Below are 18808 nucleotides of genomic sequence, written 5' to 3'. Positions count from 1 at the left end.
CTGCTTGCCTGCACTTATCTGACCTTTACTTTAACCGCGCTGATCAATATCGTTATCCTTGTTTTAAGGTTTTTCAAAAATATATAATTTTTTACTTTGTAAAATTTGTATTACGAAATACTAAATCTTATATTGTATTATTATTAACTAAACTAAACTTTTTATGAAAAAACTTCTACAAAGTTTGTTCATACTGCTGTTTATTGGCACCTCAGCAATAGCGCAGGATAGAACAATCACAGGAACAGTTACGGCCAGTGAAGACGGTTTACCGCTACCTGGTGTAAGTGTAAGAATTAAAGACATGTCGAATGCTGGCGTTTCTACGAATGCCGCGGGTAAATTTTCGATCAAAGTTAATGCGGGCGCAAAAACTTTGGTTTTTTCTTCTGTTGGTTATTCCACTCAGGAAGTTGCGATACGGGGTAGCATTATTAATATTTCAATGGAGTCGGATTCTAAGTCTTTATCAGAGGTGGTAGTAACCGCATTAGGCCAGAAAAGAGAAGCTAAATCTTTAGGTTATGCAACCACCACAATTGATGCTTCAAAATTAACTGCCGGCCGTTCAACCAATGTGGTAAATGCATTAGCGGGCAAGGTTGCGGGTGTTAAAATTCTATCAACAGGCGGTGCAACGGGTGCTTCAGCAAATATCAATATCAGACAGGCCACTACCTTTACCGGATCGAACCAACCGTTATGGGTATTGGATGGTATTCCGATCGATAATGGAGGAGGGGGCCAATCTGTAAATACAGGAAGTACAAATTCGAACAGGGGTATTGATTTAAACCAGGATGATATTGAATCAGTAACGATTTTGAAGGGGCCTGCTGCAGCTGTACTTTATGGTTCTAGGGCCGTTGCCGGGGCTGTAATTGTAACGACTAAAAAAGGTAGCAAAGGACAGGCCGGAAGAGTGGAGTTAAGCAGTAATTATAATTACATAGAAGTTAATCGTTTGCCAGATTACCAGAATCAATATTCTCAGGGAACAAACGGACTATACGATTCTTTTTCGCAGATGTCGTGGGGTGCTAAAATAACCGGACAAACAGTTACGAATTATCTTGGCAATCCGGAAACCCTCACCGCTTATCCGGATAATGTTAAGGATATATTCAAAGGGGGGTATAACCTGCAGAATAATGTTACTTTCTCTGGTGGTACCGAAAAAACAGCTTATTACTTCAATTATGGAAATTTTAAAGAAAGTGGCTATATTGATAACAACACCTTAGCGAAAAATAACTTTACTGTTAATGCAAGTACGCAATTGAATAAAAACTTAACCATCAGTTCTTCAATTCAATACATTCATAATAACGCTGTAGGTACGCCTACAGGTAATGCGAGATCTAATCCGCTATTTGACGGTATGACATTGCCCAGAACCTATAACCTGGCAAATTATCCTTTCGAAACCCCCGCAGGGTTAAATAACATTCCTACGAGCCGTGTTAACAATGCAGGTTATACTTATTATAATATTTTAGGTTCAGATAACCCGCTATGGTCCATTAAATACGTTTTGTATAAACAAAAGATAGATCGTGCCATTGGTAATGTTGGTTTAGATTATAAAATTGCAGACTGGTTAAGTGCGAATTATAAAATCGGTATTGATCAATATACCAACGTATCTAAAACAATCAACGAAAAATCGGCAAATAATAACCAATCGGCTAGCAGAACCGGTTCTATCATTGATAATACAACAAACCGGCGGGAGGTAAGTTCGTATTTCAATTTGGTGGCTAACCAAAGGTTTTGGAAAGATTTTGGCGCCAGATTTTTATTGGGTAACGAGATTAATTATAGAAGATTAGACCAGTTACAGGTTACGGGAAATGGTATACAGGCGGCCCATAATTACAATATTTCCAATACTTTAACCTATGTTCCTTTTCAGTCCATAACAGAACAAAGCCTGGTAGGGGTATATGCCGATATTAGCTTAGACTATAAATCTTTTGCATACCTGTCATTTACAGGACGCAGAGACGTTTCTTCAACCTTTGCACCTGATAAAAGAAGTTATTTTTATCCTAAATTAGATGCCAGTTTTATCGCAACGGAGGCTTTTCCCGAATTAAAACAAAACGACATTTTAACTTACTTGAAAATTAGGGCTAATTATGCCAAAGTAGGTAGAGAAGCACCTGTTTACAGTACAGGAACATATTATGGAACTGCAGGCCCTTCTGATGGTTTTGGACCAAATCTGATTTTCCCTTTCAATGGAGTTAATGGCCAGACTTATTCTGATGCGGCGGGTAATATCAATATTAAGCCAGAATTTACAGCTTCAAGGGAAATTGGATTGGAAGCTAAGCTTTTTAAAGACCGGTTGAGTTTTGATGTTGCGTACTACAGCACCAAAAGTACCGACATTATATTTTCTGTACCTAGTGCACCGTCTTCTGGTTTTACCAGTACGCTGTTAAATGCAGGAACCCTAAAAGCTCATGGTATCGAGTTGTTGATCAGTGGAACACCAATAAAAAGTACAAACTTTAACTGGGATCTATCCGTAAACTTTACTAAAGGAAGAAATGAAGTAGTTGAATTAGCACCTGGTGTACCTTTTATAGGTAATGGTGGTTTCACCAATCCGCAAGGTCGCATCGTTACCGGATATCAATACGGCACCCTATTTGGACAGGTATTTAAGAAACTTAATGGCAAAGATGTTGTGGATGCGAATGGTAGATTAAGTTCTGGCCAGATCAACACGGCAGAACTGCAGCCAATAGGAGATCCTAATCCGAAGTGGACCGGAGGTGTAAATACCACTTTCTCTTATAAAGGTTTATCATTGAGTTTATTTGCAGACGTACGTTATGGTGGTGATATTTATTCGAGAACAATTACCGATTTAAGAAGGTACGGTGTTGCAGCCGAAACCGGTAACAGAGATCGATTATATGTGCACAATGCCGTGTATGCAGATGGAACACCGAACAATACCTTAATAACAGCGGAGCAATATTATAGTGATTTATATTCTGCAGCCGCTCAGCAGTATGCCGTATTCGATGGTTCCTGGATCAGGTTACGTGAAGCAACGCTATCTTATCGGATTCCAGGCAAATTATTAAACAAACTAAGCTTTATAAAAGGAATCAATGTCGGGTTAACCGGAAGAAACCTGTTGATGTACGCGCCTAATTTTCCTCACCTGGATCCAGAAAACAATCTTTTGGGGGTTAGTAATGGCCAGGGTATTGAGTATAACGGTCAGCCTCAAACCAGAACCTATGGTGGATTTTTAAAATTATCATTTTAGTATTATAGGAGAGTTTAAATATGAAAATTAATATAAAGAAAATTGTTTTTGGATTGGTATTAGCCATAACAGGATTCAGCTCGTGTAAGAAATTTGTAGACATTAATGATGATCCCACACGATTAAAAGATCCGGATGCAAGTTTGGTTTTGCCAGCAGCACAAGGTAGGCTGGGCTTTACAATGGGCTCCGATATACATCGTTTTACTTCGTTGTGGGTTCAACAGTTTGCTGCACAAGGCGGTGGTTCTGCTCAGCCAACACAATATGATAAATATGCAATAGGTGAAAGCGATGTCAACAACTCATGGGCTGCTACTTTTGCAGGAACATTGGCAGATTTGCAAAAAGTGATTGAGAAGACCAAGGCAACAAGCCCAAAGTATGCCGGTGTTGCAGAACTCGTAAAGGCTTATGTTTACCAAACACATGTGGATGCTTTCGGAGATCTTCCATACTCGGAAGCTATTAGTTATGAAGCAAACCTAAAACCTAAATTTGATGGCTCTTCTACCATTTATGATAATTTATTTAGCTTAATTGATGAAGGTATTGCCGATATTAAAAAGGCATCTTTGCTGGCACCAACAACCGATGATCTATTTTACGGTGGTGATATGGATAAATGGGAGCGTTTTGGAAATGCACTGAAGTTAAGAATGTATATTCATTATTTCTCTGTAAACGGAACAGCTGCTGATGCAAGCAAGGCCAAGACAGGAATATTAGCTATTCTGGCTAACAACAAGCTGTTAAGGGCAAATACCGACAATTTCCAGATGCGCTTTTTAACTTCAGCCAATCAAACCAACCCTATTCACCAATTCGAGGGATCGAGACCAAACCAGTTTTTCCCAAGTAAAACATTGGTAGATATGATGAATGCCAAAAGTGATAGTAGAAGAAACTCATTTTTTACCCTGCAATCCGGTACATATATTGGTGCAACTAATGGTAACGGCGATGTTGTGGTAAGCACTGCCTTTTCGCGCATGAGTACCTACCTCAGAGGAAAGCTTTCAGCCGGTGTATATTCTGGTGAAGCACCCATCAGAATGTTAACTTTTGCAGAGCAAAATCAGATTTTAGCAGAATATTATGCCAGAACCAATGGAGGAAACGATTTGGTTACAGCAGATACTTACTATAAAGCAGGTATAACAGCTTCATTCGGTAGCGCAACAGAATTTTCAGATGCCACAGAGGCTTCTGCTGTAAACAGTGGTTTAGCTACTTATCTGGCTTCAACAAATGGAACTTTGCTTACAGGTAATGCCCTCCAAAAAATTATTGAAGAAAAATTTGTATCTAATTTCGGCGTTGCCATTGAACCCTGGACAGATTGGAGAAGAACTGGTTTTCCATCGTTAACTCCGGTAACTCCGGCAACCGCTATTCCGCGCATATTGCCATATTCATTTAACGAAAGAAGTTATAATCCTAACACTCCTGCCCGGCCTTCAGTATTTGTAAAATCTGTATTCTGGGATAAATAGACAACAACCATGAAAAGAATTTTAATCATATTACTTGCATCAGTTCTAGGTTTAGCCTCATGCAAAAAAGATCCGAAACAACCAGAAACACTTGATGCGCCTGCTACTATTGTTTTTGACGGTTACACAAGCACAATTAGCGGTACTTACTCCAGTTATGCTGCTGCTACACCGAGTACTAAAGGAACCGGAACGGTAAATATTGTAATTACATATAGTGGCGATGTTAAAACACTATCCTTTACAACGTTAACCGGTGCTGTGGTAAACAATTTAGGCACGGCGACTGTAAGTGGTGGTACCTATACTTTTACAAAATTGGTTAAAGATTTAAGAGGGGCCAATGATGCTCCGCTTCCAACATCTGGAACCAGTGGATCTGTAGTATTAACTGTCTCCGCCACGCTGGGCAATGGTCAGGTGGTAAAACGGTTTTTCACTATCAATATCACAGGCTAAAATAAAGGATAATAAGAAAGCCCGGCGAATTTCTTCACCGGGCTTTCTTGCTTTATACTCTGCCATTTACTTCTTATCCACGCTGTATTTCCCGGGGCCAATAAAAAGCAAACCGAAAAATACAATGCCTAATTCAATAGCATGGCTTGCACCTTGTAAACCATCTCCTTTACCAAAATGAACTAAGGCGGCAATAAGCATCGTAAAAATCAGTAAGATTAATGCCGGACGGAAAAACAATCCTACAATCAAAAGGAAACCCCCAAATGTTTCTGTAGCTGCCGCCATAAAGCCCCAAAATATTGCGATAAAATCTATGCCGATTACTTTCATACTGCCGCCTAAATCAGTCCAGCCGCCCGGACCGCCCGCAAGTTTGGGAAAACCGTGAATGATAAACATGATACCTAAACCAATACGGATCAGCAACAAACCTGTATTGCGGTATTTTCCTAAATTGTCTAAAATTGCCATCTTATAAATATTTAAATTGAACGTTATTTGTTTCCACTTTTAAATTTACCTCAGCGCCTAAAACCATACTGAGGTTATTGTTAATATGCCCTGTTGGAAAGTTAAAGCAGACCGGGAAGCCGTAATCTTTAACAATATCCCAGATCACCTCATCAGCAGTTTGCCCGAAAGAAATCTTTTCTTCTTCAATTTCAGTAAAGGCGCCAATAACCAAGCCCTTTAAGGTTTTTAGTTTGCCCGCCCTTTTCAACATACGCAACATGCGGTCTATTCCATACTCCTGTTCGCCTACATCTTCCAAAAAGAGGATTTTATCAGTAAAATCCATTTCCGAAACCGAACCCTGTACCATGGTGAGCAAACTTAAATTGCCACCAATTAATACCCCGCTTGCCTCTCCTGTCCTGTTCTTAAACCCGCTTTGATAGGAATAGGCCTGCTTTTCACCAAATAAAGTCTTTCGTAACGACAGCAAAGCCTCAGGTGTTGATTCATCAAAGGTATAAGGCATTTGTGCGTGTATACATTGGCAATTACATTGAGCGATCAAATGGGATAGCAGTACGGTAATATCGCTGAAACCCACAAACCATTTTGGATTTTTGTTGAATTCTGTAAAATCAAGGTCATCAATAATCCGGATGGTACCGTAGCCTCCACGGCCCGAAATGATTGCTTTTATAGATGGGTCATCTAAAAAACGCTGAATATCTTTAGCTCTTAAAGCATCGGTTCCTGCAAATTGGTGGTGGCTGGCGTACACACTATCGCCAATAACAACCTCTAAACCCCAACTTTCCAATAGCACTATGGCCTGATCTATAGGTTTGGGTAATTTCTTTGCCGGGCATACCAGCGCAATCTTATCTCCTTTTTTTAAATACGGGGGCTGCTTAATCATCTTCAAAACACTTATCTTTGCCAAATTAATAAAAATTGTTTTGGATAATAGTAAAATAAAAAGATATACCGTAACTGCAGCGCTTCCGTATACAAACGGACCGGTTCATATTGGGCACCTTGCGGGTGTTTATATCCCTGCAGATATTTATGCCCGTTATTTAAGATCGAATAAACGTGATGTAAAATTCATCTGCGGATCTGATGAAAATGGTGTACCCATTACTTTAAAAGCAAAAAAAGAGGGAATTACGCCTCAGGAAGTGGTAGATAAATACCACAAAATTATCGGCGATTCTTTTAAAGAGTTTGGTGTATCTTTCGATATCTATCACCGTACTTCATCACTCACCCATCACCAAACAGCTGCTGATTTCTTTGAAACCCTTTACAATAAAGGTGTTTTTACCGAAGAGGTTACTGAACAATATTACGACCCCACTGCAAAACAATTCTTGGCCGATCGGTACATCACCGGTACCTGCCCTAAATGTGGTAACGAAAACGCTTACGGCGATCAGTGCGAAAACTGCGGTTCGACACTCAATGCAACCGATCTGATCAATCCAAAATCTACCTTATCTGGCGACAAACCCATCCTAAAAGAAACTAAAAACTGGTTTTTGCCGCTGGATAAATATGAAGACCGTTTGCGGACGTACATCGAAAGTCATAAAGAGTGGCGCCCTAATGTATACGGCCAATGCCAAAGTTGGCTAAACGCAGGTTTGCAGCCAAGGGCAATGACCAGAGATTTAGATTGGGGCGTGCATGTTCCACTCCGAGATGCTGAAGGCAAAGTACTTTATGTATGGTTTGATGCCCCTATCGGATATATTTCTGCAACCAAAGAGCTGTGTAACTATGCCAAGCTTGATGTGTGGAACCCCAAAGCAGAAGAATATTACATCAGTAGTTACGAATATGATAAATGTGGATGGGAAGAATACTGGAAAAGTGACGAAACCAAGTTAGTCCACTTTATCGGCAAAGATAATATTGTTTTCCATTGTATTATTTTCCCTGCGATGTTAATGGCGCATGGTGAATATACCTTGGCTGATAATGTGCCTGCAAACGAATTCTTAAACCTGGAAGGACAAAAAATCTCCACATCTAAAAATTGGGCCGTTTGGTTAAACGAATATTTAAGAGAGTTTGAAGGAAAACAGGATGTATTGCGTTATGTATTAACAGCAACTGCCCCTGAGACGAAAGATAATGATTTTACCTGGAAAGATTTTCAAGCCAGAAACAATAACGAGCTGGTAGCAATACTCGGTAATTTTGTAAACCGTGTTGTGGTGCTTACACATAAATACTTTGATGGGGCTGTACCTACCTGTATGGAGATTACCGAAGTAGATCAGGCTGTTATTGATGAGTTAGCCGGTTACCCTGCTAAAATTTCTGCATCGATCGAAAACTATCGTTTTAGAGAAGCTTTATCAGAAGTAATGAATGTTGCCCGTTTGGGTAACAAATACCTGGCCGAAACTGAACCCTGGAAACTGATTAAAACCGACGAAGATCGCGTAAGGACAATCCTGCATATTGCACTCCAAATCGCCGCTAATATTCAGATTCTTATAGAGCCTTTTATGCCTTTCACAGCAGAAAAGTTAATGAAAATGCTTAAAAACGGTGGTCATGATTGGAATGATGCAGGTACTGTTAACCTGTTAAAGCGTGGTCATGATATTGGAGAGGCTGTACTCTTATTTGATAAAATTGAAGATGCGGAGATCGACTTCCAGATCGGGAAATTGAATCAAAGCAAAGTCAATAATGCCGCTAACAACGTTGTTGCTGTCCCGGCAAAAGAAAATATTCAGTTTGACGATTTTTCGGCAATAGACATCCGCGTAGCTACCATTGTAGCTGCAGAAAAGGTAGAGAAAACCAAAAAACTGCTCAAGTTGACCGTGAACACGGGTATAGATGAAAGAACCGTTGTTTCCGGCATCGCTGAGTATTATAAGCCCGAAGATATTGTGGGTAAACAGGTCAGTATGATTGTTAACCTGGCGCCTAGAGAGATCAAAGGAATTTTATCCCAAGGCATGATTTTGATGGCTGAAAATGCTGAAGGCAAACTTACTTTTGTGGCACCCGCAGAAAAATTCCAGGAAGGCAGTGTAATCAGGTAGTATTTAGCTACGTTAAAAAGATCAGGCCATTCGGGGTTATCCGAATGGCTTTTTATGATTTATTACAACGTAAGCTAATTTCTGATATCAGGGATTCATCCGGTTAAAATAGGCGGCTATTGTTTCATGGTTAGCTTTTGCCCTATCTGTACTGGTGCCAAAAGTTAATTCTGTTTTGCCCTCTTTTAGTTGTTCAAATATCGATTCTACAAAGTCGCCTACTGATGGGTACTCATTATGGATTCCTTTACCGCCCAGATCGGTATTTAAAGCCGGAGGGATCATTTCAATAACTTCTATACTCGAAGCCCTTAGGCTATGGCGTAGAGAAAGCGTGAAAGATCGCATAAATGCTTTAGTTCCACAATAAACAGGCACGGTTGCTAAAGGCACAAATGCCAATCCCGATGTTACATTAATAATGGTATCTAATGAGTTTAGCTGGCTAAACAATTTGCTTAAATGGAGCGGCGCTAAAATGTTAGTGGTAATCTCAGCATCTGCTTTTTCGAAAAAATCGCGGTCATCAATGCTCATCCAGTTTTGGATACCCGCATTATTAACCAATACGTTTAAATCGCCATGATGTTCAGCAATCCAGTTATACAGTTCAATCCGGTCTGCTTCAACGGCCAAATCGCATACTTTGGTGATAACTGAGGGTAGTTTTTCTTCGGCTTCCTTTAAGGCTGATGCCCTTCGTCCGCAGATAATTACGGTATTATTTTCCTGGATAAACCTTTCAGCCAATCCAAAACCGATTCCGGTTGCACCTCCTGTAATCAGGATTTTATTTTTTATTAGTTTCATGTCCTTAATCAATTTGATCAGACAAAGATGAAGTTATTGAAATGATTTATTATGGTGAGTAGTACAGTTTTTATGGATGCGGCTAAACTGCCAGATCATCTCGCTGGAGTCCCGGGATAACTATTCTTTGAGTTTTTTAAAGTTAATTCCTTAAGATAAATGCATGTTAAAATGAATTCTCTTGCGACAAAACTTTTACTATATTTGCGCAACAAACGGTCCCGTAGTTCAACGGATACCCGCCTGAACGACGTAGTCGGGCAGGGAATAGAAGTTTTCTAAACTTTAGAAATGAGTTACTTTGCCTATGTAATTAAAAGTGTACGCTTTGATTATTTTTATAAAGGACATTGCGAAGATTTAGATAAACGATTACAAGAACACAACGCTGGTAAGACGAAGTCAAATAAGGCTTACCTCCCCTTCATAATTTTTTATTATGAAGAATTCCCAACGAGGAATGAGGCAATTAAAAGAGAAAAATATTTTAAATCTGCCTCAGGAAGGCGATATTTGAAAAATAAAACGGTCCCGTAGTTCAACGGATACCCGCCTGAACGACGTAGTCGGGCAGGGAATAGAAGTTTTCTAAACTTTAGATATGAGTTACTTTGCCTATGTAATTAAAAGTGTACGCTTTGATTATTTTTATAAAGGGCATTGTGAAGATTTAGATAAACGATTACAAGAACACAACGCTGGTAAGACGAAGTCAAATAAGGCTTACCTCCCCTTCATAATTTTTTATTATGAGGAATTCCCAACGAGGAATGAGGCAATTAAAAGAGAAAAATATTTTAAATCTGCCTCAGGAAGGCGATATTTGAAAAATAAAATGGTCCCGTAGTTCAACGGATAGAATAGAAGTTTCCTAAACTTTAGATATGAGTTCGATTCTCGTCGGGACCACTGCTGTAAACCCCTTTAGATTTTCTTTAAAGGGGTTTTTTACTGATATAGCCTGTACGCTAAAGAAGACCTTAACGCTTTAAAGACGGTATCGAAGTACATAACTTATCCCTGGCTATTGAATGTCAATGACCTGTCAAACCTTTTTACACACCTCCGCTGCAACCTTTTTCTTTAACTTCGCGTCTTCAATATGTTCAATACTTATAGTACCAATTAATTTACATTTAAATAGAAACTAATGAAGATCCCTGCCTATCTATTGATCATCTTATGCATTATACTTCATATCCCCGGTTATAGCCAAAGCAACTCACCGAGCCGTACTACCGTAAAATTGAATAAAGAAATTTTCGATATACTGAAAAATAATTCCATGTTTAGCGACAAATTGGATTGGCGAAACATACAAGAGGAAAGCAAAGCCTTATCATTAAGCGATAACGATTCTACTAACCAGCAGGTGCTTTATCATTTCTATACAGAGAAGCTAAGGGCGGTTGGTGATAAGCACTCTTTTTTTATTTCCGGAAAAAGGATGAAGCAGATTGCCGAGGCACCAGTGGTAGAACGCCCACAAGGCGACTATCTGGGAGAAGGAGTGGCCTGGGTTAAAGTACCAAGGTGTTTGAGCTTTAATGAAGCGAAAGACACTCATTTTGCCGACACCATCCGCCGGATTATTCAAAAATTAGATACGGAAAACGCCATTGCAGGCTGGATTGTCGATTTGAGGCATAATACAGGTGGTAACATGTGGCCTATGCTGGCGGGACTGAATGCGCTGGTTGCTGATGGTAACGCAGGTTACTTTGTAATTGGTAGGATGGAAAAGAAGCGCCCCTGGCCAAATGAAAATGGAAAAATTTCTGGTAAGCCAGCGAACATCAGTACTTATAAAGTTAAAAATAACTCACTTAGGATCGCGGTGTTGCTAGATGCCCGAACCGGAAGTAGTGGCGAAATGGCGGTAGTTTCGCTATTGGGGCTGCCCAATGTTAAATCTTTTGGGCAAACTTCGGCCGGATATACCACCGCTAATTATACCTTTAATCTTTCCAATGGAGACCAGCTGCAATTGGCTAGAACCTACGTAGCCGACCGAACTGGAAAAGGCTATCCTGAAAACATCAAACCTGATGTTTTTATTGATGACCTTTCTAATACCAGGAATGACCGCGTAATTGCCGCTGCAAAAGCATGGTTGTTAGAGAAGTAATGCTAATCCTTACTGATTTTTAAGAAATGGTGCATGCTAAACCACGTACTCTACATGCGTGAAAATTGTGCCTGTTTATCTGTTTCAGGAGTGAATAAACTCACTCGGAGCTAATCCGAATTTCTTTTTAAAGGTATGTGAAAAATGCGAAAGACTTTCGAAGCCTAAATCCAAATATATTGCCGAAGGCTTTTGATGTTTACTTTCAATCAAAAATTTGGCAGCGTCAAGCCGCTTCGAGAGTAACCATTGGCGTGGAGGAAGGTTAAAAGTTTTTTGAAAATCACGCTTAAATCCTGCCAGGCTCCGGCCTGTTAGCTGAGCAAATTTTTCTACCGGAACATTAAACTGGAAGTTGTTGAGCATGAACTTTTCCAGATTAATTTTATAAGGTTCTGAATAATCAAATAAAAAACTTCGTAATACCGGCATTGCCAGCAGCAATAGTTTAACGCCCTCTTTTACTTTTAAAATACCCATTTCGTCAGTCATAGAGGCCCCTGAACTTCTGGCATATGGAACAATGGAATGAAAATAGCCCTGCAAAAATTCATTGGAGGGAATCAGGAGGTTTGGCGGGCCTGTATATTTCCCGCCAGATTCCAATTTTTCCTCCAATGCAATTTTGCGCATCAGGTCTTCCTGTAATGAGATTACAATGGTTTCATAGCTGCCTCCGTCACCAGGTGTTTTGGTCAGCGTACCCAGCTGATTTTTCCCGATCAGCAACATTTCTCCTGCACCCATTGATATCGTTTGGGCAGAAGTTTCCAGTGTAAATTGTCCTGAAACCTGCAATATCAGAGTATGATGATTCCAAAAGCATGCCTTCTGTTTCCTTTCGGTAGAGAGGTATGAATAAAAGATTACACCAGGAAGGATTTCTGCGGGACTTTCCATCTATCGTTCTAAGTAGGTACCACCTTTAATGGCCCCTATTGCAAAAGTAGTATTTAAAGTGTTCATTTCTTCCGGAGTGAAGCTGATTTCCATTGCTTCGATATTTTCGGCCAAACGCGATCTTTTGCTCATGCTTACCAACGGCATGATCTGATCGCCCTGCTCTTTTACCCAGGCAATGGCAAGCTGTGTTGGAGTGACCCCTTTTGTAATGGCTAAATGTTTCAGCACTTCAACTTTTTCAAGATTATGTATAAGGTTTTCATTTTGGAAACGGGAGAAATGGTTCCGGTAATCATTATCCGGCAGTGGTACAGTCATTTCGCCAGTGAGTAAACCTTCTGCTGTATTCGCGAAAGCGACTACGGCGATACCCAACTCCTTCGCTGCGGGCAGTAATTCATTTTCTATTTGCCGTTCTGCCAGTGAATATCCGATTTCTAATGCACTTATCGGGTACACCTCATTAGCTTTGCGAAGTTGGGCTGCGGTAATTTCTGATACCCCAATGTGTTTAACTTTGCCTTCTTTCACCAGATCAGCCGCAGTGCCGATAATATCTTCTACAGGCACACTATTGTCCATCCGGCTTGGTTGATAGAGATCAATGGTTTCGATGCCCAGACGGGTTAATGAGTAATTCACAAAATTTTTGATCGAATTTGGTCTGAGATCAAGCCCTATCCATTGGCCATTATGAAAGATGGCGCCAAACTTTACGCTAATAAAAGCGTCATCGCGCCTTCCCTTAATTGCTTTTCCAATCAGCATTTCATTGTGGCCGGCGCCATAAAAATCGCCGGTGTTCAGGAAATTGATACCCAGATCCAAAGCCTGATTTATCGTAGCGATACTTTCTGCTTCATCAGGCGATGGTCCTCCCCAAATTGATGACATACGCATGCAGCCGAGCCCAAGGCCCGATACTAATGGGCCATTCTGGCCTAACTGAATTTTTTTGATGTTTTTCATAACACAAATATCTGCGTTCGAAAGGAGAGTAGCTTGCCTGCGCGGCTCAATTAATTTGCTTGTGCAGCTCAATTTGGTGGTGATGACTTTCAAATTTTTAAATGCACTATTATTTATGCTTAGGTAGATATCTTCTCAATGGGCATGAAGCCGCTCATATTCAGGGACGGCTTTGTGGTATATGTTGCGTGGTAAAACATTTTTTAAACCTGTTTCCCGGATAATTTATAATAATTAAACGGCAAATTTGATTTATTTATGAAATGCATCTTTGCCGGTGTAATTAGAAATCTGTGCTCAGCCTTGAGCGATTATTGCCTGAAAGAAATATACTTTGATCGCTATTAAATATTTCCCCGACAAAATTATTTTCAGTTTCGTCGAGAAATTACGGGTGTTGGTCTATTGGTTGTCTACAATGGTATAATACAAGCTTTTTGCCTGCAACGTTTACGGCTCAACTGCGTCTTAATAACAAAACAATAGCAAAAACTTAAAATATTAAAGATATGAAAACCTTCACAAAAACCTTCTTCGCAGTAGCATTAACAGCAGTAGTATTCACTTCATCGGCAATGGCAACTTTCGCCACTGAGCCTGTTAAAGCAGAAACAAAAACTTCTTCCTTATCTACATTCAACAGGATCTGGGTAAGCGGTAATGTAAAACTGATCTTAACACAAGGTGAAAAACAAAATGTAGCAGGCGCGAACAATTACGATGCTGCAAAAACTTCAGTAACCACTGATGGAAAAACCTTGTACATTAATTCAATGGAAACCAGCCAGGTAACGCTTAACATTACGGTAAAAGATTTGGAAAGAATTGAAGCTTATGGTCAATCGGTTGTGGTCACCAGCAATAACTTCAATGTACAAAACCTTCAGCTGTTTTTGAGTCAGAGCGCTACCGCAAAGATCAAAACTACAGCAGGCAGTTTATATACCATCGTTAAGGAAGATGCGGTATTAAAATTAAATGGTACTGCTGATCAAAGTACAATGATCGCCAGTAATATGAAGAATGTAAAATTAGCTGACTTTGCCAGTCTTAAATCAGAATCATACGCTTCTGAGACTATTATGAAAGCGGAGCAAAATGCAATGGCTTTAGCAAAATAAGAAATTATTTATTCAGATGAGTAAAGCTGCCTGTTTTCGGCGGCTTTTTTTGTTTATTAACATGGGGTAATATGTAACTTCGAGAGGGTTTGATAATCTTGTTTTCAAACGAATGAGCTAAGGTTGGGTTTCGTAAAAGATCAGATTTTTATTCAAGAATAGGCAATATATGCGAAAAGATCATAAATTCCTTGCCAAAGCTATCCATGCATGGAATTTCTATTGCTGTTTTTTTTTCAGGCAAAGTCTTATAATTCCACAGGTCTTTTAATTCATTAAGAAAACCTCTACCATTAAAGTTTAGGGGCATCATACACCTAGCCAGTAGGCATTTTGAACACATTAACCGAGTTATGTAGGAGAAGGGATAGCTCGAGATGATTGGTTCAAATGCGCAAAAATATGATACTTTCTAAAAATTAAATCAAAATTTTATTGCCTATAATTTCTCTTTACGGTTTTCCGTAAGGATTGCCGTTGCTGTGCTTATACTTTTGGTCAACTAAACCATACCCAAGCACTAAAAATGTATAAATTATGACAACAGGCAATACCCGGAACTTTATCAGAATAATGGGATTATTGGGGCTATTTGCAATTTCAGCTTGTAAAGGTTCCGGAGAATCCCCATCAGAAGATCCCTTCGCAGCTACAAATTTCAACCTTTATGATCAGGATTTAGGAAAACGTATTGAAGCGTACCATAGCACCAATACTCCCGGTCGTGAAACCAAAAAAGGTACTCCTGCACTTTATATTGATTTTTCCTCCGGAATAAATAAGGCCTTTAGTGATCCTACGATCAAAAGCATGATGTCGGCCTGCTTTAACACTGTTCTCGCCCAGCAATTTGAAGTTTACAAATTAGGCTCCAACAAAATCTCACTGCTTAATGTAGCCAATACTACCGAACTGGGTCAACAGGTAAATGACCCCAAGCAATACGCTGATATTTGGGCCCCTTTGCAATCAGCGGTAGAAAAAATTGTAGCCGGTAATGGCGATGCGCTTCTGATTACCGATTTTGAGGAGTGGCAAAAAAATGTAGAGGTTACCAATACCGCCTTTCTGAAAATCCCGTTCTCCAAATGGCTTGAAAAAGGAAATGCCATTCACTTTTTTATCGCCGATTACAAAGAAGGCACGGTAAATAAACACCTCTATTTTACCATATTCAGTTATGGCCATCCGGATGCGGGAAGTTTGATTTCAAAACTCGAATCAAAACTTTCGCCATCAACCACCAGGTTTGATTTATCCAACACGGCTTATCAACTATCAACCGGATATCCGTCAGAAAAATCGGGAGGTATTTTTTATGATAAAACCGCAAAATCAGACAAAGCCGAAAATGTACTCGATTTAAAAGAGGGCTACATTAATGGCCTTAAAAACGGACATAACTTTGAATTTTATCCACTTGGATTAGATTGGAAAAGCATCGATCAACTGCACAATACTTATGCCGCACAAAACCAGTTTAACGATTTCTTCAGGAAACTTTTTATCGACCTCAGTAATGAAGATAGTTACACTTTTGGAAACTTCAAAGTGAGAGTTTCGGATGTGACAGCTGATTTCGAAAACTTTGCAAAAGCAGAAGAGGCTAAAAAACACCAGCCAAAATTAAGCAAAGGGAATAATGGTGAGGCTAAGTTTTCTGATCAGGAAAAGGATGCAATTGCACTGGCATGTTATAATGCCGATGGAAAATTAAAAGAAAAATGGATTTATAAGGCACAGTCATCTAACCCGCTTAATGAGGTTTTTACCCTCAACCAAACCCTTTTCACCAATACCCGGACATCCAACCCTAAACACGTAGAATTTAGTGTTTCTTTCGACCCTAAGTTCAGTGTAGCCAACATCCATAATCCTGATGGATTAATTAAGGTAGATATTTTATCCAACACGGCCACACCAAATTTACCAGGTGCTAAAATGATCAAATTCGAGTGGGTAAATGCTAAAAACACCCCTAATACCGCTTTGTCAGAATCTATAAAAAACACATTACAGGAACTCAAACCAATAGATAAAGTAGTGTACTCGTACTATATCAAAACTAAACAATAATCAAAAATCAATTAAAATAATTCTAAAATGGAATCAGCTTCAGCTTACATCATCTCGATCATTACCGCATTGATCTTTCTTCTTTTATCGGCCATCATTGCAAATGCCATCAAATTTGAGGGGGGGAGTAACCCCAAAGATCCGCAGGCACGTAAAACCTGGTTCTGGGTACTGGCCATCCTAAATCCTGCTGTATGTTTTTTACTGGGCTATTATGCATTTAAGCCTGATGCAAACATCATGGTCGTAAATAATTATGTAACGGCCCTGAGTATTGGTACCGCTATCGGTTTTATACTCTACATCATCATCGGTTTTGTAATGAGCAAGATATTTGCCACCGGCAAAATCGGACACTGGTTTTAATCCCTAATCAAACATCAATGGATAAATTATTTGTAATCGCCATAGGCGGTACCGGGATGCGCTGCCTGGAAGCCTTTACCCACTTGTGTGGAATCGGGATGTTCGACAATCAGGAAATCGAAATTCTGACGCTTGATACCGACCAGAATAACGGGAATAAAGGACGGGTTGAAGAACTGATCGGCCTTTACAACCGGATCAAAACAACCGGCACCAGCCTGGGCGGAACCCCAAACGCAAATACCTTTTTCTCGGCAAAACTGAATTTACACCGGTTTTTCACCAATTATGCCGGCCTGGGAAGAGAGACTTACAAAAACATCAGTAAAATCACAACAGGTTCGCCAGAACAGCAGAAGGCCAATAAATTAATTTCGGATCTGTTTTTAGACAATGGCTCGGTACAGGAATTTGCTTTAGACCATGGCTACCGGGCACAAACCCACCTCGGCTCTATGCTGATGTACCATGGCATTATAGAAGCTGCCCGCAATATCATCAAAGGTACTGCGGTACAATCGCAGGAACGTGAACTAGACACCTTTATGGGCAAACTCGAAAGTGCCGGGGCGAATGCCAGGGTGTTTATTTTTGGTTCCATTTTCGGTGGCACAGGTGCTTCATCTATCCCCGTGATCCCGAAAGCACTACAGGACTTTGTAAAAATCCGTTCTAATGGCAATGCCAGTATCGATTTCGCCAAGGCCAAATTTGGCTCAACTTTATTAACGGAGTATTTCACGTTTAGTAAACCCGATGATAAACAGAAAGCCAGTAAAGCCAATAGCGTAATTGCCGATTCATCGTTTTTTCCGCTAAACAGTCAGGCGGCATTACAGTTTTACCAAAGCGATCCTACTGTTCAAAGGTGTTACAAACTGCTTTATCATATTGGCTGGCCAATAGAAAGCAAAAAAATTGATGGCAACAACGTTTCCAATCAGACCATCACCGGTGGGAGCGAACAGAAAAACCCTTGTCACATTACCGAATTATTATGTGCCTGTGCCGCTTACGATTTCTTTACCCGTAACGGTGGTTTTAACAGCGCAAAGGCCGATTACCTCTATAAAGCGGTAGAATTTAAAGATAATTCGTTCAATTTCTCTTTCGACGACTTTATTGGAAATGAAAATAAATCAGGCGAAATATTTGTAAATAAACTGGGTGCCTTTTTCTCCCTGGCACACATTTCTTTAACCAAAAACGGTGGCGCTTTTGATGATGCAGGCATAAAAGGATTCATTAAACAATGCGAAAACCAAAAACTCAACCAGTACAGTACCATTACCGATGCGGAGTGCAAAGACATCAACGAATATTTTAAACTCTTTGCCTACACCTTTAAAGATGCGAAATTTATACCAGGCTGGCTTTATCAGGTGAGGAATTCCGTTGCACCGGGCCGGTTCCTTTTTGATAGCAAAGCTTTTCCGGATAATCCTTCCGAACTAAAAAAACTGGATGTTGGTACCATTTTCCCTGATGAAAAACACCATTGGAGCAAAGGACGATTTTTTAGCGATCGATATAATGTTTTTGTGGAGAATCTGATCAATACCAATCCAAAAGAGGAGCAAAAAGTAAATACCACCAAAGAAAAATTCCTCGCGCACATTTTTAATGCACTTACCATTTCACAAAACTTCGATATAAACTAAAGC

16 protein-coding genes and 1 tRNA gene are annotated in these 18808 nt (G+C 39.9%); 12 read left to right on the top strand and 5 right to left on the bottom strand.

Translation table 11 applies throughout. The features are described from left to right. Window positions 1–163: 163 nt before the first annotated feature. The 3 genes from ACK1I8_RS18010 to ACK1I8_RS18000 are packed head-to-tail and all read left to right on the top strand — an operon-like array spanning window position 164 to window position 5247. Window positions 164–3292, top strand: coding sequence for a SusC/RagA family TonB-linked outer membrane protein (locus tag ACK1I8_RS18010; protein WP_412466676.1), 3129 nt, complete (start codon window positions 164–166; stop codon window positions 3290–3292). A gap of 20 nt (window positions 3293–3312) precedes the next feature. Beyond that, window positions 3313–4788: a SusD/RagB family nutrient-binding outer membrane lipoprotein gene (locus ACK1I8_RS18005; protein ID WP_412466675.1), complete on the top strand. Its 1476-nt coding sequence runs from the start codon at window positions 3313–3315 to the stop codon at window positions 4786–4788. A gap of 9 nt (window positions 4789–4797) precedes the next feature. Further along, window positions 4798–5247, top strand: a complete 450-nt coding sequence (locus ACK1I8_RS18000) for a hypothetical protein (protein WP_412466674.1) — start codon at window positions 4798–4800, stop codon at window positions 5245–5247. 66 nt (window positions 5248–5313) lie between these two features. Here ACK1I8_RS18000 and ACK1I8_RS17995 read toward each other — a convergent pair whose 3' ends face one another. After that, complete coding sequence (locus ACK1I8_RS17995) at window positions 5314–5721, bottom strand: DoxX family protein (protein WP_412466673.1); 408 nt, start codon at window positions 5719–5721, stop codon at window positions 5314–5316. 1 nt (window position 5722) lies between these two features. Beyond that, window positions 5723–6622: a S66 peptidase family protein gene (locus tag ACK1I8_RS17990; protein ID WP_412466672.1), complete on the bottom strand. Its 900-nt coding sequence runs from the start codon at window positions 6620–6622 to the stop codon at window positions 5723–5725. A 40-nt stretch (window positions 6623–6662) separates the two neighbouring features. Here ACK1I8_RS17990 and metG point away from each other — a divergent pair, with 40 nt between their 5' ends. After that, window positions 6663–8771 (top strand): methionine--tRNA ligase, encoded by a 2109-nt coding sequence (gene metG / locus ACK1I8_RS17985; protein ID WP_412466671.1) that lies wholly within the window; start codon window positions 6663–6665, stop codon window positions 8769–8771. An 87-nt stretch (window positions 8772–8858) separates the two neighbouring features. On the opposite strand, the gene ACK1I8_RS17980 is transcribed toward metG, so the two are convergent. Further along, the gene (locus ACK1I8_RS17980; protein WP_412466670.1) at window positions 8859–9581 is read right to left on the bottom strand and encodes an SDR family oxidoreductase; all 723 of its coding nucleotides are present in this window, start codon (window positions 9579–9581) and stop codon (window positions 8859–8861) included. A 291-nt stretch (window positions 9582–9872) separates the two neighbouring features. Here ACK1I8_RS17980 and ACK1I8_RS17975 point away from each other — a divergent pair, with 291 nt between their 5' ends. The 4 genes from ACK1I8_RS17975 to ACK1I8_RS17960 all read left to right on the top strand — a co-directional run bounded on the left by ACK1I8_RS17975 (window position 9873) and on the right by ACK1I8_RS17960 (window position 11709). Then, window positions 9873–10118 carry a GIY-YIG nuclease family protein gene (locus tag ACK1I8_RS17975; RefSeq protein WP_412466669.1) on the top strand — a complete coding sequence of 82 codons (246 nt, stop codon included), beginning with the start codon at window positions 9873–9875 and terminating at the stop codon, window positions 10116–10118. A 64-nt stretch (window positions 10119–10182) separates the two neighbouring features. After that, entirely contained in the window at window positions 10183–10428 is a 246-nt protein-coding gene (locus ACK1I8_RS17970; RefSeq protein WP_412466668.1) for a GIY-YIG nuclease family protein, read from the top strand. After that, window positions 10419–10490, top strand: a tRNA-Arg gene (locus ACK1I8_RS17965). Before ACK1I8_RS17970 ends, ACK1I8_RS17965 begins: the two co-directional genes overlap by 10 nt. A gap of 241 nt (window positions 10491–10731) precedes the next feature. Then, window positions 10732–11709 (top strand): S41 family peptidase, encoded by a 978-nt coding sequence (locus ACK1I8_RS17960; RefSeq protein ID WP_412466667.1) that lies wholly within the window; start codon window positions 10732–10734, stop codon window positions 11707–11709. An 84-nt stretch (window positions 11710–11793) separates the two neighbouring features. On the opposite strand, the gene ACK1I8_RS17955 is transcribed toward ACK1I8_RS17960, so the two are convergent. After that, window positions 11794–12609, bottom strand: coding sequence for a helix-turn-helix domain-containing protein (locus tag ACK1I8_RS17955; protein WP_412466666.1), 816 nt, complete (start codon window positions 12607–12609; stop codon window positions 11794–11796). Next, window positions 12610–13581, bottom strand: coding sequence for an aldo/keto reductase (locus tag ACK1I8_RS17950; protein ID WP_412466665.1), 972 nt, complete (start codon window positions 13579–13581; stop codon window positions 12610–12612). Between the two features lie 509 nt (window positions 13582–14090). On the opposite strand from ACK1I8_RS17950, the gene ACK1I8_RS17945 reads away from it, so the two are divergent. From ACK1I8_RS17945 to ACK1I8_RS17930, 4 genes are all read left to right on the top strand, one after another. Further along, window positions 14091–14702 (top strand): GIN domain-containing protein, encoded by a 612-nt coding sequence (locus ACK1I8_RS17945; RefSeq protein ID WP_412466664.1) that lies wholly within the window; start codon window positions 14091–14093, stop codon window positions 14700–14702. 537 nt (window positions 14703–15239) lie between these two features. After that, the gene (locus ACK1I8_RS17940; protein WP_412466663.1) at window positions 15240–16778 is read left to right on the top strand and encodes a hypothetical protein; all 1539 of its coding nucleotides are present in this window, start codon (window positions 15240–15242) and stop codon (window positions 16776–16778) included. 27 nt (window positions 16779–16805) lie between these two features. Then, entirely contained in the window at window positions 16806–17144 is a 339-nt protein-coding gene (locus tag ACK1I8_RS17935; protein ID WP_412466662.1) for a hypothetical protein, read from the top strand. Between the two features lie 17 nt (window positions 17145–17161). Further along, entirely contained in the window at window positions 17162–18805 is a 1644-nt protein-coding gene (locus tag ACK1I8_RS17930) for a hypothetical protein (protein WP_412466661.1), read from the top strand. Window positions 18806–18808: the final 3 nt, after the last annotated feature.

The organism is Pedobacter sp. KLB.chiD (assembly GCF_047040275.1).
Classification (GTDB): Bacteria; Bacteroidota; Bacteroidia; order Sphingobacteriales; family Sphingobacteriaceae; genus Pedobacter.
The sequence above is the reverse complement of the archived record's forward strand: the minus strand, read 5'-3'. Positions and strand labels throughout refer to the sequence as shown.